The sequence below is a fragment of the Streptomyces sp. NPDC048442 genome (assembly GCF_040651475.1).
In the GTDB taxonomy this organism is placed as follows: domain Bacteria; phylum Actinomycetota; class Actinomycetes; order Streptomycetales; family Streptomycetaceae; genus Streptomyces.
In genome coordinates this window covers 1-22283 of record NZ_JBEZKB010000045.1, presented here as the reverse complement: position 1 = coordinate 22283, position 22283 = coordinate 1, and the positions used below count along the sequence as shown (strand labels likewise).

19 protein-coding genes and 2 pseudogenes are annotated in these 22283 nt (G+C 69.6%); 16 read left to right on the top strand and 5 right to left on the bottom strand.

Annotated features, from left to right (window positions below):
• Positions 1-114: 114 nt before the first annotated feature.
• From AB0D18_RS38895 to AB0D18_RS38885, 3 genes are read right to left on the bottom strand one after another with little or no spacing between them, the layout of a single operon-like run.
• The gene (locus AB0D18_RS38895; RefSeq protein ID WP_362430182.1) at positions 115-2358 is read right to left on the bottom strand and encodes a bifunctional glycosyltransferase family 2 protein/CDP-glycerol:glycerophosphate glycerophosphotransferase; all 2244 of its coding nucleotides are present in this window, start codon (positions 2356-2358) and stop codon (positions 115-117) included.
• A gap of 51 nt (positions 2359-2409) precedes the next feature.
• Positions 2410-4638 (bottom strand): CDP-glycerol glycerophosphotransferase family protein, encoded by a 2229-nt coding sequence (locus AB0D18_RS38890; protein ID WP_362430179.1) that lies wholly within the window; start codon positions 4636-4638, stop codon positions 2410-2412.
• Positions 4639-4661: 23 nt separating this feature from the next.
• Positions 4662-6905, bottom strand: coding sequence for a CDP-glycerol glycerophosphotransferase family protein (locus AB0D18_RS38885; protein WP_362430177.1), 2244 nt, complete (start codon positions 6903-6905; stop codon positions 4662-4664).
• Positions 6906-7412: 507 nt separating this feature from the next.
• Here AB0D18_RS38885 and AB0D18_RS38880 point away from each other — a divergent pair.
• The 10 genes and pseudogenes from AB0D18_RS38880 to AB0D18_RS38835 all read left to right on the top strand — a co-directional run.
• Positions 7413-7757, top strand: coding sequence for a hypothetical protein (locus AB0D18_RS38880; RefSeq protein ID WP_362430248.1), 345 nt, complete (start codon positions 7413-7415; stop codon positions 7755-7757).
• A 488-nt stretch (positions 7758-8245) separates the two neighbouring features.
• Complete coding sequence (locus AB0D18_RS38875; RefSeq protein WP_362430174.1) at positions 8246-9436, top strand: macrolide family glycosyltransferase; 1191 nt, start codon at positions 8246-8248, stop codon at positions 9434-9436.
• Positions 9437-9629: 193 nt separating this feature from the next.
• Positions 9630-9815: a DUF5302 domain-containing protein gene (locus AB0D18_RS38870; RefSeq protein ID WP_362430172.1), complete on the top strand. Its 186-nt coding sequence runs from the start codon at positions 9630-9632 to the stop codon at positions 9813-9815.
• 300 nt (positions 9816-10115) lie between these two features.
• On the top strand, positions 10116-11324 hold the full coding sequence (gene metK, locus AB0D18_RS38865; RefSeq protein WP_362430169.1) for a methionine adenosyltransferase: 1209 nt from the start codon (positions 10116-10118) through the stop codon (positions 11322-11324).
• 345 nt (positions 11325-11669) lie between these two features.
• Complete coding sequence (locus AB0D18_RS38860; RefSeq protein ID WP_362430166.1) at positions 11670-12665, top strand: carbohydrate kinase family protein; 996 nt, start codon at positions 11670-11672, stop codon at positions 12663-12665.
• 232 nt (positions 12666-12897) lie between these two features.
• A complete protein-coding gene (locus tag AB0D18_RS38855) occupies positions 12898-13587 on the top strand; it encodes a HEAT repeat domain-containing protein (RefSeq protein WP_362430164.1) in 690 nt (229 codons plus the stop codon).
• Positions 13581-14597, top strand: a complete 1017-nt coding sequence (locus AB0D18_RS38850; protein WP_362430161.1) for a HEAT repeat domain-containing protein — start codon at positions 13581-13583, stop codon at positions 14595-14597. Before AB0D18_RS38855 ends, AB0D18_RS38850 begins: the two co-directional genes overlap by 7 nt.
• Before the next feature lie 306 nt (positions 14598-14903).
• Entirely contained in the window at positions 14904-16157 is a 1254-nt protein-coding gene (locus AB0D18_RS38845; RefSeq protein WP_362430159.1) for a cytochrome P450, read from the top strand.
• 186 nt (positions 16158-16343) lie between these two features.
• Positions 16344-16628 (top strand): transposase, encoded by a 285-nt coding sequence (locus tag AB0D18_RS38840; protein ID WP_362430157.1) that lies wholly within the window; start codon positions 16344-16346, stop codon positions 16626-16628.
• Positions 16625-16918: pseudogene (locus tag AB0D18_RS38835) on the top strand (IS3 family transposase); the annotation flags it as partial. The gene AB0D18_RS38840 and the pseudogene AB0D18_RS38835, both read left to right, overlap by 4 nt.
• Before the next feature lie 323 nt (positions 16919-17241).
• On the opposite strand, the gene AB0D18_RS38830 reads toward AB0D18_RS38835, so the two are convergent.
• Positions 17242-17673, bottom strand: coding sequence for an IS5 family transposase (locus tag AB0D18_RS38830; protein ID WP_362430154.1), 432 nt, complete (start codon positions 17671-17673; stop codon positions 17242-17244).
• Positions 17674-18447: 774 nt separating this feature from the next.
• Here AB0D18_RS38830 and AB0D18_RS38825 point away from each other — a divergent pair.
• The 6 genes from AB0D18_RS38825 to AB0D18_RS38800 all read left to right on the top strand — a co-directional run bounded on the left by AB0D18_RS38825 (position 18448) and on the right by AB0D18_RS38800 (position 21226).
• Entirely contained in the window at positions 18448-18693 is a 246-nt protein-coding gene (locus AB0D18_RS38825; protein WP_362430151.1) for a hypothetical protein, read from the top strand.
• A gap of 521 nt (positions 18694-19214) precedes the next feature.
• A complete protein-coding gene (locus AB0D18_RS38820; protein WP_362430149.1) occupies positions 19215-19559 on the top strand; it encodes a replication-relaxation family protein in 345 nt (114 codons plus the stop codon).
• Between the two features lie 147 nt (positions 19560-19706).
• Positions 19707-19883 (top strand): replication-relaxation family protein, encoded by a 177-nt coding sequence (locus AB0D18_RS38815; RefSeq protein WP_362430146.1) that lies wholly within the window; start codon positions 19707-19709, stop codon positions 19881-19883.
• A complete protein-coding gene (locus AB0D18_RS38810; protein ID WP_362430143.1) occupies positions 19880-20008 on the top strand; it encodes a hypothetical protein in 129 nt (42 codons plus the stop codon). The genes AB0D18_RS38815 and AB0D18_RS38810 overlap by 4 nt, the downstream gene beginning before the upstream one ends.
• Complete coding sequence (locus AB0D18_RS38805; protein ID WP_362430141.1) at positions 19998-20228, top strand: hypothetical protein; 231 nt, start codon at positions 19998-20000, stop codon at positions 20226-20228. The genes AB0D18_RS38810 and AB0D18_RS38805 overlap by 11 nt, the downstream gene beginning before the upstream one ends.
• A gap of 755 nt (positions 20229-20983) precedes the next feature.
• Positions 20984-21226, top strand: a complete 243-nt coding sequence (locus tag AB0D18_RS38800; RefSeq protein ID WP_362430138.1) for a chaplin — start codon at positions 20984-20986, stop codon at positions 21224-21226.
• Positions 21227-22016: 790 nt separating this feature from the next.
• Here the strand turns inward: AB0D18_RS38800 and AB0D18_RS38795 are convergent.
• A pseudogene (locus AB0D18_RS38795) lies at positions 22017-22283 on the bottom strand (hypothetical protein); the annotation flags it as partial.

Here is a 22283-nt window from a genome sequence, read left to right as displayed (position 1 = left end):
GGCGAGCGAGGGGCGAGAAGAGGGACAGGGCGGTGGCCCACGCTGAGAAGAAGGACAGGGCGGTGTCCCGGGCCGAGAAGAAGGACAGGGCAGTGGCCACGGCCGGGACGAGGGTCATCGTGTGCCGTCCGGGAGAGCGGGGTACGCGGCGTCGCGGAGCAGCCGTGCGGGCTGCTGAGGAATGCCCGACGGGGGGCACTCCCGGCCGAGCATGACCAGGGAGACCGTCCGGGCGGCCGCGTGCCCGTCGTCGTACGCGCAGAACCGCCGGCGGAACGCGGCGCGAAGAGCGGCGGAGCGCGCGTCCTGCCACGCCCCGGAGGCGAACAGCTCGGCCAGCTCCCCGGTGCTGGTGGAGACGTGGCCCGGCGGCTCGGCCGGCAGATCGAAGTAGGCGCCGCGGGCCGCCCGGTACGCCGTCCAGTCGTCGCCATGGACGATGATCGGGCGGTCCGTGGTGGCGTAGTCGAACATCAGGGACGAGTAGTCGGTCACCAGGGCGTCGGAGACGAGCATCATGTCCTGCACCGAGGGCTCGTCGGTGACGTCGAGGAGCTGCCCGCGCCGCTGGAGGTCGCGCAGTTGCAGCGTACGGATCTCGGCCTTGGCGTCCCTCGGGTGCAAACGGACGAGCAGCGTGACCGCCGGCCCCAGCTCCCGCGCCAGCTGCTCGAAGTCGAGCCGCGGCACGTACGACTTGCGGTGGTCGCGCCGGGTCGGGGCGTAGAGCACCACGGTGTTGCCGTCCGGGACACCGAGCCGCTTGCGCAGGGCGACCGCCCGCAGTGCGTCCCCCCTCACCAGCACGTCGTTGCGCGGGGCACCGGTCGGCAGAGAGGTGAAGTGACAGGGGTAGGCGCGGTCCCAGATCTGCTCCGCGTACGCACTGGAGACCAGGCTGTAGTCCCAGCGGTCCGCGCGCTGGAGCATCGCACGGACATTGACGTGATACCTCGCGGCCGGGCGGCCGAGCAGGTCGACGCCCATGTGCCCCAGAGGTGACCCCTGGTGGGTGTGCACATGGATCTGCCCCGGGCGCTTCACCAGGCCGTGTGTCCAGTCGACGTTGTTGATGAAGTACGTGGCGCGGCTCATCACCCGGTGGTAGCGCGGCGTGTCCGGGGCGACGTGGTCGATGCCGCTCGGCAGCCCCTCCACATCCTGTGGCCGCACCACCCACACCGGGCGGATGTGCGGGGCCAGCATCCGGGCCGCGTCATGGATGGCCGCCGGATCGCCGAGCACACCGCGGTGCCAGGAAGCCGAGTAGACGGCGAGATTCGGATCGAGCGGGAGCCGGCGCTGGGCCTGGGCGAGGGTCCGCTTGATCTGCCGGGTGGTCGCCCTGCGCAGCTCGCGCTTCTTACGCAGGGACGCGTTCCGCAGCCGCTCGGCCAGCACGCAGGCCTGGAACACGTGGTAGGGGCTGCTGGGGAGCAGTCGCCACTGGGTGCGGTACACATCGTCCGGCGGGGTGAAACCATCCGGCTTGTAGCGCCGGTAGAACTCCACTGTCTCCCGGTGGAAGGCGGCCCGGTCCTCGGGCAGTACGCGCTCGCCGAGCGGCATCGTCGCCAGGAAGTGGTTGATCATCCGCTCGAAGAGCAGCGGCCTCGTCCCGTCCAGCTCCGGATGTTCGTCGAGAAACGCGAACAGTCCCGCGTACTGCGTGAAGATGTCGAAGTGCCTGCGTCCCGGGGTACGGGTGATCGCACCACGTCTGCGCTGCAGATACTCCACGCACACCCGGTCGAGACACGCGATGCGGCGGGCGCACATCAACGCCTGGTAGGTGACCGGGGCGTCCTCGTAGAGACCCGGCTGGTAGGTGAAACCGTGGCCGGTGAAGAAGTCGCGCCGGTACGCCTTGTTCCAGGCGACCAGGAACAGCTGCAGATACTGGGGACTGCTCACGATGTCGAAGGTGTCCGTGCCCGCGGAGGCGAGCAGATCAGCCGTCATGCTCCTGCCGCCACGGCCCCACCAGTGCGTGCGCACATGGTCGAAGACGAGAACGTCCGGGTCGTCGGTGACCCTGAGCCGCTCGTCGATGGCCCGCAGCGCTCCGGGGGTGTAACTGTCGTCGCTGTCGAGGAAGAGCAGATAGTCGCCGGTGGCGTGGCCGACGCCCGCGTTGCGTGCCCGGCCGAGGCCGACGTTCTCCGGCAGGTGTACCGCTGTGATCCGTGCGTCGAGCGCCGCGTACTCGTCGATGATGCTGCCGCAGTTGTCCGGTGAGCAGTCGTCGACCGCGATGACCTCGAAGTCGGTGCAGGACTGCGTCAGGATCGAGTCGAGGCACTCGCGCAAGTAGCCCTGGACCTTGTAGACGGGGACGATGACGCTGAAACGAGGCACGGGCTCTTCCACGGTCGTGAGGGATGGGTGCGGGCGTGCGGCTGTGACGGGTCAGTGGTGCAGGACGCGGGCGGCGGCCGGGGCCGGAACGCGCTCGCCCAGCGGAACGACCGGCGGCAGGGCCTCGGCCGGCTCACCGAGCAGCACCCGGCGCACCACCCGCTCCGCGGCAAGACCGTCGTCGAATTCGCAGAACCGCTCACGGAACGCGCCCCGCAGCCGGGCCGCGTCCTCGTCGTCCCACTCACCGCTGCAGAAAATCCGCGCCAGCTCGTCCTGGGTACGGGCCACCGGACCCGGCGGCGCGGCGAGCAGGTCGAAGTAGACGCCCCGCGTCTCCCGGTAGACGTCCCAGTCGTCGGCGTACACGACGATCGGGCGGTCCAGGTTGGCGTAGTCGAACATGATCGACGAGTAGTCCGTGATCAGCACGTCCGCGGCGAGGCACACCTCCTCGGTCGAACGGTGCTCCGTCACGTCGATCAACGCACCGGAGCGCAGCATCCCTTCGAGACCCGCGGACCCCTCGTAGGAGTGGTGGGCCCGCAGCAGCACCACGAACTGCTCGCCGAGCGCCTCGCAGAACGCGCCGAGGTCCAGCTGGGGGAGGAAGTCCGTGCGGTAGTCGCGGTGGGTCGGCGCGTACAGCACCGCGATCCGGTCCTCGGGGACGCCCAGGCGGCGCCGGATCGCGGCCGCGTCCTGGGCCGTCGACGTGTAGAACGCGTCGTTGCGCGGATAGCCCACGTCCAGACTCTCGTACGCACCCGGGTAGGCACGCTCCCAGACCTCGGTGGAGTGACGGTTCGAGGAGAGGTTGAAGTCCCAGCGGTCCACGCGCTGCAGCAGCTTGCCGAGCGGTCCTGCCGTGGCCGCCGCCGCCGGGAACTCCACCTGGTCCACGCCCATGCGCTTGAGCGGGGTGCCGTGCTGGGTCTGCACATGGACGGTGCCGGGGCGCTTCTTGACCGCCATCTCGAAGTTGACGTTGTTGAAGGTGTACTTGGCGGTGGCCATCACCTCCCAGTAGCGGTCGCTTCCGATCACCACGCTCTCCACGTCGTCGGGCATCTGCCGCGCATGGTCCTCGGTCGTCAGGAAGACCGCCTTGATGTGCGGGGCCAGGCGCCGCGCCGCCGCGTGGATGGCGGCGGGGTTGCAGGCGTAGCCGCGGCCCCAGTACGAGGAGAAGACAGCGAGGTTCTCGTCGAGGGGCCGTCTGAGGAAGGCCCTGTACGGGTTGCTGCTCCGCTTCCGCAGCCTTCCCAGGAACCGCCCGGCAGGCCGTGCCACCCTGCTCAGCCCACGCCTTGTGCCGCGCAAGGCGCGAAATGCCGGGTAGCAGCCGCAAGCCAGCAACGCGTACTGCAGCCCCACGCTGCCCCCCGGCGGGCGGTGGCCCGCGGGGCGGTGGTGACGGTAGAGCCGGGCGGCCCGCCGGAAGTACTGCCGCCGCAGCGCCGGGCCCGGCAGCCGCCCGGGGGACGCCGCAGTCTTGAGCACCCCGCACACCAACTGGTCGAAGAGCCTGCCGAGCAGCGCCGCGTCCGCCTTCAGCTCGACGGCCCGGCGCATCACCAGGTCGAACTGGTCGAGCAGATCCATATGGTGGAGGCCGGGAAGCTGGTTCCGGCTGCCTTGCCGGCGCAGCAGATGCCGTACGCAGACCCGGTCGAGCACCGCGATCCGCTCGGCCCGCAGCGCGGCCAGTACGCTCCACACCGTGTCGGTGAACATGCCGGGTACGAAGGCCAGTTCGTGCCGGGAGACGAAGTCGCGCCGGTAGGCCGCGCTCCATGCGGGCACCAGCACATCGGGCAGCGCGGCGTGCTGCTCCACGGTGAAGGTCCCGGCCGGGGCACCCTGCCACAGCCGCTCCAGCGTCGGCCCCCTGCCGCCGTCGAACCAGTGCACCCGCTCATGGTCGAAGAGCAGCAGATCGGGCTCTTCGACCTCGGTGAGGTGCGCGTCGAGGACTCCCAGTGCGCCGGGCACCAGGGTGTCGTCGCCGTCGAGGAAGAGCAGGAACTCGCCCTCGGCCGCGGCGATTCCGGCATTACGTGCGCCCGGCAGGCCGTCGTCCGGTGGCGAGTGCACCACTTTGATCCGCGGATCGCGGTCCGCGTGCGCGGCCACGATCGAGGCACACAGCCCTTCCGGGGCCCCGGCGACGGCGATCAGCTCGAAATCGGCGAAGGACTGGCCGAGCACCGAATCAAGACAGTCGGGCAGCCGCCCCGGCCCGTCGTGGGCCGGGACGACAACGCTGAAGCGGGGCAACACACATCTCCTTCGGTGGGCGTTCAAGCGGCGCTGGTGGGCAGTGTCACGGTTGCCTCCGGCGTCTGCCGCGGAACGGATGCCGCCGCCGGTTGCCGCTCCTCCAGCGGCACGACGGGCGGCAGGCCCGGCGTCTGACCGAGGAGGACATGCCGCACGACCCGCTCGGCCGCGCCCCCGTCGTCGTACGGGCAGAAGCGTTCGCGGAATGAGGCCCGCTGCTCGGCGGAGCGCGGGCTGCGCCACTCGCCGGACGCGAAGAGGTCGATCAGCTCGTCCTCGCCGGTGGCGACCGCGCCGGGCGGGAAGTTCCGGAGGTCGAAGTAGGTTCCCCGGGTCGCCTCGTAGACCTCCCGGTCGTCGGCGTACACGACGATCGGGCGGTCGAGGTTGGCGTAGTCGAACATCAGCGAGGAGTAGTCCGTGACCAGCGCGTCGCTCGCCAGGCAGAGGGACTCGACGCAGGGGTGGTCCGAGACGTCGACCAGCCGGGAGGAGTCCTTGCCCACGAGCGGGGTGTCGGAGAAGTGGTGGGCGCGGGTGAGCACCATGTAGTTCGGGCCGAGCGAGCGGAGCATGCGCTCCAAATCGATCGCCCGGCGCTGGGTGCGGCGGTAGTCCCGGTGTGTGGGGGCGTAGAGGATCGCGATGGTGTCCCCGGGGATGCCCAGGGCCTCGCGCAGCGAGGCCACGTCCTTGCCGGTGGCGTGCCGGTAGATGTCGTTGCGCGGATAGCCGTACTCGAGGGTGGTGTAGCCGGCGGGGTAGACCCGCTCCCAGACGAGCGTGGAATGGCGGTTCGCGGAAAGGACGTAGTCCCACTTGTCGCAGTTGGCGAGCATGCGCCGGACGTCGGTGTCGCCGACGGCGGCGGGCCGGTCGAGCAGATCGAGACCCATGTGCTTGAGCGGGGTGCCGTGCTGGGTCTGCACGAACACCTGGCCCCGGGCCTTGACGAGTCTCCGGTCGAAGTTGACGTTGTTGACCAGGTACTTGGAGCGGGCCAGAGCCGTCCAGTACGCGGCCGAGCCGGGGGTGAGGCGACGGGTGGCCGCCGGGACCGTGTGGTGGTGCGCGGGGCCGGCGATCCAGGAGGTGCGGATGCCCGGCGCCAGTTCGCGGACCTTCGCCTCGATCGCCGCCGGATTGCAGCCGTAGCCGCGGCCCCAGTAGGCGCAGAACACGGCGTCGTTCTCGCGCAGCGGAAGGAGCCGCTGGATGCGGTAGTGGATCTGGAGTGCGGCCCCCCTGACGGCATGGTGTGCGGCGAGGGCGGCGCGCAGGACGTGTCGCTGGAGTGCTCGTGCGAAGCACAGGGCGAGGTAGCTGCGGTGCGCGCCCAGCTGTACCAGGGCGTGCCGGATTCTGGTGCGCGCGGGGGGAGTCGCACCCGGGCAGCTGTAGCGGCGGCAGTAGGCGCGGGCCCGGCGCAGAAACGCGGCGCGGCTGCCGCGCGGCAGCCGGTCGCGCGCCGTGAACACCGTACTGAAGTGGTCGATCATCCGGCGGAAGAGGAAGGGCCGCCAGCGCTCCAGCTCGGGGTGTGCGTCCAGGTAGGCGAAGACCCGGTCGTACTGGTCGAAGATCTCGAAGTGCCTGGGCCCGGGGGAGCAGGTGATCGCTCCCTGCCTGCGCTGCCGGTACCGCACGCAGACCCTGTCGAGCACCGCGATCGACTCCGCGGTCACCAGCACCGGATAGGTCCAGGAGACGTCCTCGTAGTAGCCGGGAGCGAAGGTGAAGTCCGCACGCTCCAGGAACTCACGGCGGTACGCCTTGTTCCAGACGACGTGCAGCACCCTCAGCAGGCCCGGCCTGTCGTCCAGGGTGAAGGCCGCCGGACCCTCCTCTCCGAGCCGGGCCGTGGCAGGGCTGGGGGCCGTCCTGCCGGTGCAGTGCGACCGTACGTAGTCGTAGACCAGGACGTCCGGGCTGTCGGTGTTCTTGAGCCGGTCGGAGATCGCGTGCAGCGCGTCGGGGGCGAGGCAGTCGTCGCCGTCCAGGAAGATCACGTACTCGCCGGTGGCGCGTGCGAGCCCGGCGTTGCGGGCCCGGCCGAGACCTGTGTTCTCCGTCAGATGGATGGCGTGCACCCGCGGATCGCGGGCCGCGAACTCGTCGATGATCGTTCCACTGCCGTCCGGTGAGCAGTCGTCGACGGCGATCAGCTCAAGATCGGTGAAGGGCTGCTCCAAGACAGATTCAAGGCATTCGTGCAGATATGCCTGCACCATGTAGGCGGGGACAATCACACTGAACCGTGACAATGCGCATCCATGGGTCGACAGCGGCGTATTGCGCGAAAACGACCGATAGCGGAAAGAGTTACGCCCGATATGGCATACGAGGGACGCCTGGGCGATCAGGGGGTGTCGGCCGACACTGCCGCGAGTGGAACGACCGGGGCGACGACACTGATCGCGGCGCCTGACGCTCCGACACTCCCCGCCGGACGAACCGCGCACTTCCCGCCCCGTCCGGGCGGGGATAGTCTCACCAGGGGGTGCCCATGCCGGATCAGCAGCTCCTTGCCGGGACCTTCGCCGAGCCGGCGGACAACCTGGTCGCCGACATCGACCCGATCGGCTTCTCTCCTCTGCCGACCGACTGATGCGCGGGGCTGCTCGGCGCGAACGCCGGGGCACCGACGTCTGATGGAGCGGGCCTTCACCGAGCTGCGCGACGACGCCCGCTCCCACCGCCGCCGCCCCCAGCTCAAAGGTCCGGCGACCGCCCCCACCCGGCCGACACGACGCACAGGAAAGTGGCACAAGATGTACGACCAGACACGCGCCCAGCAGCCGTCGGACCAACCCCCCGGCCCTGCTGAACGCCGCGCCCCGGGCCCAGAGACGCTGCTCCCCTCGGACGAACGAGACCGGCTCGCCCAGCGACTCCAAGAGGCCCTCAACAACTTCGCCGGCAGCCCGCTCAAGGCGTTGGAAGAGGCCGAGGTCATCTTCGACGAAGCCACCGCCCAGCTCACGAGCGCTCTCGCGGAACGACGGCGTGCCCTCCACGAGGGCTGGCAGAACCATGACCCCGAAGCGCAGTCCAACGAACTCCGCCATGCGATGAGGCAGTACCGAGAGATCACACAGCGGCTGCTGCGCACCTGAGCAGAGCTCGCTGATCACCGCCCAGTCGGCGGCTCCCAGGCTCTCGATGAGCCGCCGACGCCTGCGGTAATGGTCGTTCAGCCCCGGCGGACCGCACGGCGGAACGAGTTCCGCAGGAGGCGGACCACACAGGCCTGGCCGACCGTGGCGCGCCTTGGGCTCGGCCATTCGGCGCTCAACGAGGCTTCGTGCCGTGTGGCGGTCAAGACCGGTTTCGTACGGGACGGCGTCCGCCCCCTCGGAAATGGAAGAACGCTTGAGGGGGGCTGGAGAATCAGTCAGGTAATTCCTGTGCGGGCCATCGGTCAAGTGCGTTGCGGGCAAGCGTGGTTGATGCTGGCTCCGGCCACCTATTACGCATTACGGGGAAATACCGCGGCCCGAACGCGGATTGAGCGGAGCCGGCCATGTCCCGGTGCCATTTCCCGGGTGCCGCCGCCGGTCCGTACCGCGGTGTGCTGCTGGCCGACACAGAGAGACAGGTGAACATGAGTAAGCACATCGCCTTCTTCAACTTCCCGGCCTTCGGCCACATCAACCCGAACCTGGGGGTCGTCCAGGAGCTGGTCGGGCGCGGTCACCGGGTCACCTGCACCGCCACCGACCACTTCGCCCCGGCCATCGAGGCGTGCGGCGCCGAACCGGTCCGCTACACCTCGGTGTTCGGCGACTACTACACGAGCCCGTTCACCGCGGAGACCGTCAAGGGCGAGGGGATGCGCAGCTTCCGCGAGGCGACCACCCTCGCGGAGGCGGTCGAGGACTTCTACGCCAAGGACCTCCCCGACGTCGTCGTGTACGACTTCATGGCCTGGGGCGCCCGCTTCTTCGCCGCGAAGCACGACCTGCCGGCGGTCCGGCTGTTCCCGTCGTACGGCGCCAACGAGGCCTTCGCGATCCACGAGAAGTTCCCGATGGCCGAGATGAGCGACCCGCAGGTGAGGGACATGCTCACGGAGCTGGAGGCGCACCTGCCGAGCACCGGCCTGCCCGGGACGACCGCGATGGAGTTCCTCACCAAGATCGAGGACCTCGGCATCGTCTTCCTGCCGCGGGAGTTCCACTACGACGGCGACTCGTTCGACGAGCGGTTCGTCTTCGCCGGGCCCTGTCTGGGCGACCGGTCCGCCTTCCAGGGCTCCTGGCAGCCTTCGGGAGACGGGGACCGGCCGGTGCTGCTGATCTCCCTGGGCACCGCCGCCACCGGCCGGCCGGAGTTCTTCCCGATGGCCGTGGAGGCCTTCAAGGACTCCGAGTGGGAGGTCGTCATGGCGGTCGGCGACCACGTCGACCCGGCCGAACTCGGTGAACTGCCCAGCCACTTCCACGTCTCCCGGCGCGTGCCGCAGCTCGACGTGCTGGGCCACGCGAGCCTGTTCATCACCCACGGCGGCATGAACAGCACCATGGAGTCCCTCCACAACGGCGTGCCCATGGTCGTCGTCCCCCAGATGAACGAGCAGCGGGCCAACGGCCTGCGCGTCGAGGAACTGGGCCTCGGCAGGCTGCTGCCCGCCGCCGACACCACCGTGGAGAGCCTGCGCAAGTACGCCGCCGAGGTCCACGCGGACCAGAGCGTCAAGGACCGGGTGACGGCCCTGCAGAGCAGGATGCACGAGGTCGAAGGACCGGCCGTCGCGGCCGACGCGATCGAGGGGTTCCTGGCCTCCGGCCGCTGACCCCCTCCAGCCGATGTGTTTTTTATTGCGGCGCAATGGAAAATGTGTGGCACGGAAGGGAAGCACTGAAGGGAAGCACTGAAGGGAAGTGCGGAAGCGCGGAAGCGCTGAATCGGGGCTCGAATGCCACCTCGTCAGACTTTCCCGTCTGTGACACGCTGACTTCGCTGTTGCATATGCCGAGGAGGTTCGCATGACCGATGTCCCGCAGAACAGTGCCGACGACGACAACGACGCCAAGCGAAAGTTCCGGGAGGCGCTCGCGCGCAAGGACCGGAGCGGAGCGTCCCGAGAGGCGCGCGAGGACTCCAGGCTGCGCGCGAAGGGCGGCAGCAGCCCGGCCGGCGGCAAGCGGCAGTTCCGCCGCAAGACGGGCTGACCGGCGTGTGAGCGTACGGACAAGGGCTGTTGCCTCCCGGCCGGGGGCAACCACCCCTTGTCCGTACGCCCGTTGGAGGATCAAGGCCCTTCCACGGAACGTGGCCGTCACGTCGACCATTGGTCCAGCGGTCCTCGACCGGTCGCCGTGAGAGTCGGAAGCACGTGCGAAGCAGGGTTCTGGAGGTGCCGGATGAGACAGCTCGCGGCTCGTCGCATGCGACTGATGTGGGTGCGCCTGCGTTCCCGGCGGAGCCCCTGAGTACTCCGCACGCAACCGACCTCACTCCTCTGGAGAGCCATGTCCCGTCATCTGTTTACGTCGGAGTCCGTGACCGAGGGCCACCCCGACAAGATCGCCGACCAGATCAGCGACGCCGTACTCGACGCGCTCCTGCGCCAGGACCCCGCCTCCCGGGTTGCCGTGGAGACCCTGATCACGACCGGCCAGGTGCACCTCGCCGGTGAGGTGACCACGTCCGCGTACGCCGACATCCCCGCCCTCGTGCGCGAGACGATCCTGTCCATCGGCTACGACTCGTCGGCGAAGGGCTTCGACGGCGCGTCGTGCGGCGTGTCGGTGTCCATCGGTGCACAGTCCCCGGACATCGCGCAGGGCGTCGACACCGCGTACGAGAAGCGCGTCGAGGGCGATGACGACGAGCTCGACAAGCAGGGCGCGGGCGACCAGGGCCTGATGTTCGGTTACGCGTGCGACGAGACGCCGGAGCTGATGCCGCTCCCGATCCACCTCGCGCACCGGCTGTCCCGCCGCCTCACCGAAGTCCGCAAGAACGGGACCATCCCGTACCTGCGCCCGGACGGCAAGACCCAGGTCACCATCGAGTACCAGGACGGCCGCCCGGCCCGGCTCGACACGGTCGTCGTCTCCTCGCAGCACGCACCGGACATCGACCTCGACTCGCTGCTCACCCCGGACGTCCGCGAGGATGTCGTGGAGCACGTGCTGGCCGAACTCGCCGACAGCGGCGTCAAGTTGGAGACCGAGGGATACCGCCTCCTGGTGAACCCGACCGGCCGCTTCGAGATCGGCGGCCCGATGGGCGACGCGGGTCTCACCGGCCGCAAGATCATCATCGATACGTACGGTGGCATGGCCCGCCACGGTGGCGGCGCCTTCTCGGGCAAGGACCCGTCCAAGGTCGACCGCAGCGCCGCGTACGCGATGCGCTGGGTCGCCAAGAACGTCGTGGCCGCGGGCCTGGCCGCGCGCTGCGAGGTCCAGGTCGCGTACGCGATCGGCAAGGCCGAGCCGGTCGGTCTCTTCGTCGAGACCTTCGGCACCGCCACCGTCGACCCGGCCCGCATCGACCGGGCCATCGCCGAGGTCTTCGACCTCCGCCCGGCCGCGATCATCCGCGACCTGGACCTGCTGCGCCCGATCTACGCGCAGACCGCCGCGTACGGTCACTTCGGCCGGGAGCTGCCCGACTTCACGTGGGAGCGCACCGACCGCGCCGAGCAGCTGAAGGCCGCCGCCGGTCGCTGAGCAACCGCGGGCCCCAGCCGGCCTGTGACCCGGGCCCGCGCGACCGGGCCCGCGCGGTTCGGGATTAGCCTGTGGCCGGTCCTGTGGCCGGGCCCGCGCAGCTCGGGATTAGCCTGTGGCCGGTCCTGTGGCCGGGCCCGCGCAGCTCGGGACTGGCCTGTGACCGGTCCCGCGACCGGCCCGCGCCACCCGGGGCTGGCCTGCGACCGGCAGCACCCGCGACTGGCCTGCGCCTGCCCCGCGGCCGATCCGCGGCCGATCCGCGGCCGATCCGCGACCGACCCGCGGCCTGCCCGCAGCCGCACCGCGTGCCGATGTCCGTACCCCCTCCGAGGAGATCCTGACGTGCGTATCGCTGTCACCGGTTCCATCGCCACCGACCACCTCATGGTCTTTCCCGGCCGGTTCGCGGATCAGCTGATCCCGGACCAGCTGGCCCACCTCTCGCTCTCCTTCCTGGTCGACGAGCTGGAGGTGCGTCGGGGCGGGGTCGCGGCCAATATCGCCTTCGGGCTCGGCAGCCTCGGTCTCTCGCCGCTGCTGGTCGGGGCCGTGGGCAGCGACTTCGCCGAGTACGAGATGTGGCTCAAGGAACACGGTGTCGACACCGGCCCCGTGCACGTCTCCACGGACCGGCAGACCGCCCGGTTCATGTGCATTACCGATGAGGACGCCAACCAGATCGCCTCGTTCTACGCGGGCGCCATGCAGGAGGCCGCCGACATCGACCTCCGCCGGCTGGCCGCCCCCGGCGCAGCCCCGGCCGATCTGGTCCTGGTCTGCCCGAACGACCCGGCGGCGATGCTCCGCCACACCGCCCAGTGCCGGGAGCTGGGCCTGCCCTTCGCCGCCGACCCCTCGCAGCAACTGGCCCGCCTGGACGGCCCGCAGGTCCGGGAGCTGGTGGACGGCGCACGCTGGCTGTTCACCAACGAGTACGAAGCCGCCCTGCTCCTTGAACGCACCGGCTGGGACCGCGCGACGGTCCTGGAGAAGGTGGGCGCCTGGATCACCACCCGAGGCGGGGAAGGGGTACGGATCGACCGGCGCGGCCACGACCCGCTGACCGTCGAGGCGGTTCCCGGCCTGCCCGTCACCGACCCGACGGGCGTCGGCGACGCCTTCCGCGCCGGCTTCCTGGCGGCCACCGGCCGCGGCCTGGCACTGCGGTCGGCAGCGCAACTGGGTTGCGTCCTGGCGGCACAGACACTGGGAGCGGTGGGCTCACAGTCCTACCGCGCCGACCCGCAGGAACTGCTGGCGACGGCGACCCGCGCGTACGGCGAGGACGCGGCACAACTGCTCGCCACCGCTCTGACAGACCAGCCCAACTCGGCCTGACAGAAGCCCTGTTGAAGCAAATGGTCAATGGCTAATGGCCCCCGCCCAGGCTCCCGCTCCCGCCCCCGCTCACGCCGGCCGGCGCGAGCGGGGCCCTTGGGTACCGCCGGGCAGTGCCTCTGCCACCGGGCCCGCCGCCCAGCCGCCCAGCCTCCCACCTCCCGCCTCCCGCCTCCCGCGCTTGACCTTGACACAGTGACAAGGTCTTCACTGCGTCAAGGAGGTGGTCCGGATGACCATGGTGAATCAGGACACGAAGACATCGCGGGCTCTCCAGAGCCTGGAGGACAGCCGTTCGTCGGTACGGCTGCGGGCAGCGCTGGCGGTAGGCACGGCCCCCGACCCGCGGTATGCCGGCAAGCTCATCGAGCGCTGCGCGGTCGAGCCCGACTTCTCCGTACGAGAAATGCTGACCTGGGCGCTCCTGCGCCACGCGGCGTCAGGGACGGCCCCGGAACTCATCCCCGGGCTGCTCAAGGAAGTCCACTCGGAGCGTCCGCAGGCACGGAGCCAGGCGCTGCACACGCTGTCCAAGATCGGGGACCGGCAGGCCTGGTCGGTGATCACCCCGGAGCTGCTGACCGACGCCGACGACGAGGTGGCGCGGAGCGCGTGGCGGGCAGCGGTCGTGCTCGTACCCGAGGGGGAGGAGCGCGACCTTGCCGTGGCGCTGTCGTACCAACTCGGGCGCGGCGGGCGGGAGTTGCAGCTGAGCCTCAGCCGGGCGCTGATCGCACTCGGCGAGGTGATGGTGCCGACCCTGCGCGCGGCGACGGCGAACCCCGACCCCCGGGTGCGCACCCACGCGCTCGCCACGCAGCGGCTGCTGCGCGACCCGGACGCCGGATTCGAGTGCGCGATCGAGGAGGCGAAGCGCGTCGTGGCCCTCGGCCCGAACGACCCGGGGGAGGGGCAGTGCTGATCGGTGAGGTGGCACGGCAGTCCGGCGTCAGCGCCCGCATGCTCAGGCACTACGAATCGCTCGGCCTGGTGCGCCCGACGGGCCGTACCGGCGGCGGCTACCGCGAGTACTCCGGCGAGGACATCCGGCGGATCTTCCACGTCGAATGCCTGCGGTCGCTGGGCCTTTCGCTGAGCGAAGTCGGGCGCGCGCTCGACGACCCCGGCTTCACGCCCTCCAAACTCGTCGACGACCTCGTCCGCCAGACACGCGAACGCATCGCGAGCGAGACGCAGTTGCTCACCCGGCTCCGTCGGATCGGTGCCGCGGAGCCCGCCGGCTGGGAGGACGTCCTCCAGGTCGTCACCCTCCTCCAGGCGCTGGGGTCACCGAGCGCAGGGAAGCGCCAGCGCGCGGCCCTGTCCTCGGCCGGAGAGGCCCCGATGCCGGTGGAGGCACTGGTCGAAGCGGCGCTGAGCGAGACGGACCCGAACGTCGCCGGAGCCCTCCGATGGGCCCTGGCCCAGTCGGGCGACGACACCCCGGCACTGCTGGCCGAGGGCCTCACCTCACCCGCGGCCGAGGTGCGCAAACGTGCCGTCCAGTCCCTCGCCGAGATCCCGGACGATGCGGCGACGGCACTGCTGCAGGACGCCCTCGCGAACCCCGACACCGTGGTCCGCAGGTATGCGGCCCTGGCGCTCGGGGCACGTGGCGTGGCCGACGCGGTCCCGACACTGATCGACATGGTCGCCGAGGGCACGAACGACGTAGATGCGGCCGACGCACTGGGCGCCCTGGCGGGCAGCCCCGCTTTGGCGGACCGGATCGCCGCCGGACTCGTCGACCGCCTGGCTGCCGGCACCGCCGCCGAATCGTCCACCCGCCGACGGCTGACCCAGGCGCTCGCGGACATCCCGGGAAGCACGGCGGCAGGTGCCCTCGCGGAGCTGTCCCATGACGAGGACCGCGCCGTTGCGCATACTGCGGCCTACGTTCTCGGGGTACGTACCGCACGCCCGGGCCGGTGACCTGGAGCGGAAGAGCCCGCCACGTACCAGATGGCACTACGCGGCACGCAATAGGAGCCACCAAGGCTTGTGGATGGCACCAACCTCGTGCCATTGTGGCGCCATGAACGTGACCTCGTACGCGAGCGCACCGGGGCTGCCCGGCTGCAGCGGACCGGTTTGCTGCACATGGCCCGGCTGAACTCGCAGCCGCAATAGGTGACTTGGACACCGTTTCAGATCCCCCTCCGGCCCCGGAGAACCCGTACAAGGACACGGAGAATCCCTGGCCACCCAGCAACTCCAGCCGCCACGAAAGGAATTCCGATGAGCCAGCCGAGCCGGCCGACCCAGCCCAGCCACCCGCTTCCCGCCCCGAACGGCCTCCCCAGGGAGCGTGACGCCGGCCCCTTCGACCCGCCCAGCCAGATCACCCGCCTGCGCGAGACCCGCCCCGTCAGCCCCCTGGTCTTCCCCGACGGCCACGAGGGCTGGCTCGTCACCGGCTACGAAGCGGTCCGCCGGCTCATGGCCGACAACCGGTTCAGCTCCCGCCAGGACATCGGCATTCTCCACCTGCCGTACGAGATCCCCGGCATGCCCACCATCACCGAACCGTCCCCGCAGACGCCGGGCGTGTTCATCGCCATGGACCCGCCGGACCACACCCGGCTGCGGCGCAAGCTCACCGGCTCGTTCACCGTCAAACGGATGAAGCAGCTCGAAGAGAGCATCAGCGCCATCGCCGAACGGCAACTGGACGAGATGGCGCGCCTGACCCCGCCGGTCGACCTGGTCAAGGAGTTCGCGCTGCCGGTGCCGTCCCTGGTGATCTGCGAACTGCTCGGAGTCCCCTACGAGGACCGGGACAACTTCCAGGTCAATTCCGCCAAGATTCTGAACAAGGAGCTGCCCTTCGACGAGCAGATGGCCGCCTTCGGCAGCCTGACCGGCTACCTGGCCGAACTCGTCACCGGCAAACGCGCCGAGCCCGCCGACGACATACTCTCCGACCTGGCCCGCGACGACGACCTCTCCATCGAAGAGCTCACCGGCATCGCCTTCCTGCTCCTGCTCGCCGGCCACGAGACGACTGCCAACATGCTGGGCCTGGGCACCTTCGCGCTCCTGGAACACCCCGAGCAGCTCGCCGAACTCCGCGCCGCCCCGGACCTGTTGCCCGGCGCGATCGAGGAACTCATGCGCTATCTCTCCGTCGTCGACATCAACTTCCGCTACGCCACCGAGGACCTCGAACTCGGCGGCGAGACGATCCCCGAAGGATCGACCGTCCTCGTCTCCCTCCTCGCCGCCAACCGCGACCCCCTGCGCTTCGACGACCCCGACACCCTGGACATCCACCGCAACGCCCGCGGCCAACTGTCCTTCGGCCACGGCGTCCACCAGTGCCTCGGCCAGCAACTCGCCCGCATCGAAATGCGCGCCGGCTTCGAAGGCCTACTCCGCCGCTTCCCGACCCTCAAGCTCGCCATCCCCGCCGAAGAGGTAAAACTCAGGACCAACATGAACATCTACGGCGTCCACGAACTCCCGGTCACCTGGACCCAGTTGCCCAACTAGAACCACCGCCGCCCGAGCGCCTCACCTGCTCCGGCTGCCTGGTCACCCCCGCGTCCCGCAGCGCGCGGAAGCGGTGAGTGAGGGAGGACTTCGGTGACCCTGGCTGAACCTTCCCCTTGATCGTGGACACCTGGAGACTGGGACCTGAGGTTCCAGAGGAAGTAGCACCAGGTGGGAAGCAAGTACATGAAGCGGTACACCGAAGAGTTCAAGCGGGACGCGATCGCACTTGTCGACTACTCGGGCAAGACGGTCACGGCGGCCGCCCGGGAGCTCGGCATCAGTTCCGAGTCCCTGCGCGGCTGGTACCGCAAGGCGAAGGCGGGCCGGGACGGGGGCACTCCCGGCGACTTGAGCAGTGCCGAGCGCGAGGAGCTCAAGCGGCTGCGGCGGGAGAACCGTGAACAGCTGCAGACGATCGAGATCCTGAAAAGAGCGACCGCCTTCTTCGTGAAGGAGAACGACCGGTGAGCGACTTGTGCCGGTTCATCCATGCGGAGAAGGCGAACTACCCGATCGTTCTGCTGTGCCGGGTGCTGCACGTCGCCCGCTCCTCCTCCTACGCCTGGCGCGAGGGCGAAGCCGCCCGCCAGGCCCGGCAGGCCGCCGACGAGGCGCTCGCGCACGAGATCACGGTGCTGCACATCGCCTCCCGCCGTACCTACGGTGTCCCGCGCATCCACGCCGAACTGCGGCGTCCGGGGCAGCGGGTGAACCGCGGGCGCGTCGCCCGCGTGATGCGCGAGCGCGGCATCCAAGGCTTCACCCGGCGAGGGCGCCGCTCGCTGGCCCGGCCGGACCGGAAGGCGAAGCCGGCCCCCGACCTGATCGGCCGCGACTTCCGCGCCGAGCGGCCCGGGACCAAGCTGGTCGGCGACCTCACCTACCTGCCCCCCGCCGAGGGCCGGCTCTACCTCGCCTGCCGGCTGGTCCGGCCGGGTGCGGGGGCGTCCAGCTCCGGTGCGGGGCACCTCCAGGGCTTGCATGAGCGGGATGAACATCGGACTGTCCGCGCGCTGACCGGGAGAGGTCAGCCAGACCAGAGGCCGGCAGCGGTCGTCGGCCGGCAGGTGGACCTTGGTGGTCAGTCCGCCCCGGGAGCGTCCCAGGGCCTCACGTCCGTCTTCGTCCACACGGATGCCGCCCCTTTTTCCGGATGGTCGGCCGGGGAAGCATGCCGGGCTCCTGCCGCGTGCTGGTGGGCCCGGCACGTCGTCGAGTCGGCGTTCACCGCCCACTCGCCGCCCGCATCCGGCGCGGTGGCGTCGGCTCCGGTCTGCAGGGCTCGCAGGATCTTTAACCAGGTGCCGTCGGCCGACCAGTGGCGGTGCCGCTCGTAGACGGTCTGCCAGTTTCCGTAACGTTCAGGCAGGTCACGCCAGGGAATCCCGGTCCGTGTCCGGTAGAACACACCGTTGACCACCGTGCGGTGATCGGCCCACCGCCCGCCGGTTTCCGGCAGGAGCGGAGCTATCCGGTCCCACTGAGCATTTGTCAGTTCATGCCGACGCACCATGACCGGCTCCTGCCCGGAACAGCGGTAGATCCACCCACCGTCCGAACAAGAGCCATCAGACACTGCCTAGGCGGCCGAACGCTACGGCTATCAGGGGTTGTTCAGAAGTTGTTTGGGAGACTCAGCCAAGTGGGGCAGCCCCTGTTCACCCTCGTGTGGGGTCCTGGTCTCCGACCTCGTCCGGGAGGTCAAGCAGCCCCGTTCAGGGGGCAGGGGTGCCGGGTTCGGCGCAGGTCAGTGGACGTTGAGCGGGATGCGGTGTGGCCTGGCGGCATTGCCGCAGAGCGCTGGAGCGCGGCAGGACACTACAACTTCAAGCCATCTGACGGGAGTTGTCGGGGGAGGCGGTTAAAGGACCAAGCTCAGTGGGGACAATCTGAGGAGAGTTGGTTGCCAACTTGGCCGACTCGGCTGCCGTTTTCCTCATCAGCCCAGGTGAGCGCGGCGCAGCTGTAGAGCAGTTCATCCAGTGGAGTTCGGGCCCGTGGGCGTCATCGGCTTCCTGTTCCTGACGGGTTGTAGCAGCAACCCGAGGACGGAACGGCCCCTTCGCATACGTGCGGTGGGGCCATTCGTCGTGTCCTGCTGTGCGTCCTTCTCCGTAGGAGCGGCTCGGGCGCGGGGCGTAGCCGCAAGTTAGTGCCGTCCACGGCGTTCTGCGGAAACCCGTGATGGGCATGGCATAGGGCAAGCCGCCGGAAACAGGCCCGCAGCTGCTACTGCGGGCTTCGTTGTATCCCGTCTCACCTGGGCTTATGAGTGAGGAGAACTGTCATGCGACGTCTACGTCTGACTGAAGGTGCCCGGCCCGAACCGCCGGGAGACAGGCCCTCGTTTGTCGCGCCGCTGCCCGGCTCGAACGCGATAGCCGTCGTCCTCATTGTGATCTGCACCCTCGCGGGAGCCATCGCGATCCTGCTCGTGCTGCCCGCCGGAATCGGCGTTCTCGGCGCAGCCACCACCATTGCTGGCACCGGCTTCGCCCTCGCCGCCAAGATCGGAGTCCCTCACGGCCGGTAGCCACGCCCCACGGAGTCTTCTGACAACCCGTAGCTGTCAGGCGGGGTGGCAACCCGGGTTGCCACCCCGCCGGTCCGCTGGATCCGGCAGGTGCTGTCAGCAGGCGGCCGGGCCGCCCCCGAGTGTGCGGCGCCCAACCGGCCGGGGCGCGGGCACGGCGGCCGGGGTTGTCGTCGGGGAGGCGTTCGGCGGCGAGGGGGGCGCGGTGCTGCGTCTCCCGCGAACACGTGGAAAGTCGTCGGTGGCACCGGAGAGGCGGGGGAGCTCACGGAGACCCGCACCACGCCGTTCACGGTGAGCGTCGGTCAACTTCAGGTCCTCAACTGAGCCGTGGGCAAGTCTGATCAGCGCCTGATTCCTCCCTGCGCTCTCCCGAGGGTCTCCCTCCTGTTCCCCCTGCGGTGGCATTTCCTACCGTATGCGGTGTTTCCACAGGTCAGCCTATGTGTCAAGGGGCTAGTAGCGCCTCGAAAACACTCGAGTTCCCGGCCCGGGGCGACCGCAGGCGCGACGGGGACGGGATGGCACGGCGGTACAAGTCGACGGAGAAGACGCGGGCGATGTGTCTGGCGGCGCTCGGCGTGGTGAAGGTGGCGACCCCGGCGCAGATCCGGGCGCTGACGGCGCCGGGGCACAAGGACGCGGCGACGATCCGCGGCGGCCTCAAAGATCTGGAGGACGAGAAGCTGGTCGAGGCGTCCGGCAAGACCTCCCGGCTCACCGATTCCGGGGCACGGATCTACGAGACGCTCTGGACGCTGACCACGGCAGGGCTGGAAGCGGCCGCCGCCGTGCTGGGACGTCCGGTCAAGCAGATGGGCGCGCGGCGAAGAACGCGGTGGCGAGCGGGACGAAGCACGCGTTGAAGGTCACCGAGACCCTGGCCGGGTTCCTCCAGACCCCGCCGAGGCGACGTCCCCGGTCGTCCGCAAACACCAGCCCACCGTCCCGGCCGGGCCGCTCGTGATGCCGCCGGCGGGGCTGGGGCCGGGGCGGCCTGGTCGACGGAGGAGGTGCTGCCCACGGGCGGCACGTTCGCGGCACCTGCCCGGGGCAGCGTGCGCGCCGACCTCGTGTACAGCGCGGTGGGCCAGGACGTGCCCGTGCTGGAAGTCGACAACGGCACCGAAGGCCCGCCGATCCTCGCGGACAAGCTGCGCCGCTATCAGGAGTTCTCGCCCGGCGGGTGACCGTGAGCGGGAAGGGGACTGCGGGGCAGCAGGACAGGCTGCTGTGGCAGTCGGTGTGGCCCGAGACCGGCCGCGAGGGGCACCCGCCCGTCGCCCTCGTCTTCACCAAGCCCCATGGGCGATGAGCCGATGCGTGAGCGGATGGACGAGATCGCCCGCCTGTCGAGCGCGTACTGGGGCGGGACCTGGCACGGCGACTACCACCAGGGGCAGGAGCGGGACGGCTACCGCGACTATGACCGTGCGGTGCCCGTCCTGGCCACCACACTGCCCCGTCTGGCCGCCCAGGAGCCGCACGGGCCTCTGATGGCGGTACGGCCACCGGCGAGGGGAGACGCCCGCTGACGCCCTCGGCAACTTCGCCGACTACCGCGCCTACTCTGTACGCGACACCGCCCGCCGTGCCGCCGAAGAAGCGAGCCGCCAGCGCGAGCAGGCGGAACGGGAAGCCGAGCGCGCCCGCCGCGAAGCCTCCGCTGGACCTGCCCCGGGTGCGGGCACCTTGCCGAGCCCGGCCCCGCTCTCACCCAGGGCGGCCTCTGCAGGCCCTGCACCCGCGCCCGGGCCCTCGCAGCGAAGGAGCGCGCCGAAGAAGAGGCCCGGCGGGAGGCCGACCGCCGGTCCAGCCGCTTCTTCGGTCGGCGTAAATGAGGACGTACGCCGACACGCGGGGGAGTGAGCAATCGGGCCTGGCGGTGGTAGGTGCACACGGATTCCACGCTTTTGACGCGAAACAGGAATCACCAGGTCAGAGTGCCCAGAATGGTACCGAAGCGGGTTCGGGTTCGTCCGGGCCCGCCGAACCTAGGGTCGGGCGCAAACGCACGACTGATACGGCCTTACACGATCAACGCTCGATGTGATCCCGCGTTCTGATCTCGCTTCGGCGCTGCGCCGGGCCACGCTGCCACTCCTGCCACAGTTCCTTGCGGTCGCGGGTCTGCGGCCACACGTGACGCGCCTGCAAGCCCTCTATGCACCAGTAACAAATGGCTTACGCCTCACGCCCACAGCATTCACCTCAACGGGTCACGCGATTTTCCCCCGGGCCTGAGCGCGGAGACGCTAAGAGCGATCCCCCTCACCTGTAGGAGGAAATCGTGCGTATCCGTATCGCACTCGCCACCACGGTTCTGGCCGCCGCCACCGTGATAGGCGCCGCCGGCGCCGCAGCCGCCGACCCGCCGCCACCGCCGACCGGCGTGGCCGAGGACCCGCCGGGAGTCCTGTCCGGCGACGTCGTCGAGATTCCCATCAACGCCCCGGCCAACGTCTGCGAGGACACCATCGACATCATCGGGCTGCTCAACCCGGCTTCCAACAACAACTGCCGCACGGCCTGACCAAACCCGCGCGCCGCTTGGCGACTGCGCCCCGGAACCGCACTCTGGTCCCGGGGCGCAGTCGCACGGCACCCCCTCTTCCTGAAGACCCGCCCCCGTGCTCTACTCCCGGGTGCCGCGAGCTGAAGGGAGGCGAAGACGTTGAACAGGTTTGACTGATCTGAGTGTTGCCCGGCCTGGTGGCTGGGAGCCGGGGGCGTTCAACGAGGCCTGGTTCGAGGCGACGGACCTGATCACCGCGCTCAGCACACTCGACTGATGCTCGTCGTTGGTGTTTCAGCGGTTGGGTGTTCTGTTTTCAGTGATGGTTTGGTGTGTGTGGTTTGAGGGTTGGCTGGGTGCGCTGAATCCGGGAGCCGGATTGGTGCTGAAAGCTGGCGCTGAATTCTGGTGAAGGTCGGGGGGGGGGGGGCGTGTAGCGGGTGCCCTGACTAGCCGGGGGCGTGTCTTTTTCTGGCGTCGTCGTAATTCTTGAACTGCGGTTTCCTGAGAGTGAGTTGGGGAGTTTCGATCCCTCTTTTGGTCGGTGAAGAGATTTCTTTTCGCAGACCCTCACCCGGAGGTGGCTAATTATCCCAGAGCCTACCCGCCTTAGAGAATTGACGCACATACGTGGAAGAAGCCGTCACGAGGGGGCCCGCCCTTACTACGGCGAGACTTCAAAACCTCCGCAGCAGGGTGACAGCCCACCCCAACTCCCCACTCCCAGGCACGCACAGGCTGGACCACTTTGCAGAACCCAACCCTTGACTTACCGTCAGCCGGCACACCGATCAACCTGGCCCCGTATCTAGCTCAAGGCCACTGCGGAGCAGGGGCCGTTGGCCGGATCGCGGAGCGATCCGAGCCCGCCGACGACGAAGTCGACGGCGAGGGCCACGGAGTGGCCCGGATTCGTGCGGCGAAGCCGCCGGATCACCGCGCGGAGCGCGGTGCGTCTTCCGCCGCGTAGCGGCGGCGCGTCGTGTCTGCGGAGCAGACCGCGCGCCGAGACGATGAGGTCCGGCTTGAGTGCGGCGATGGCCTCCAGGTTCGGGGAGGCGATCGGACCGACGTC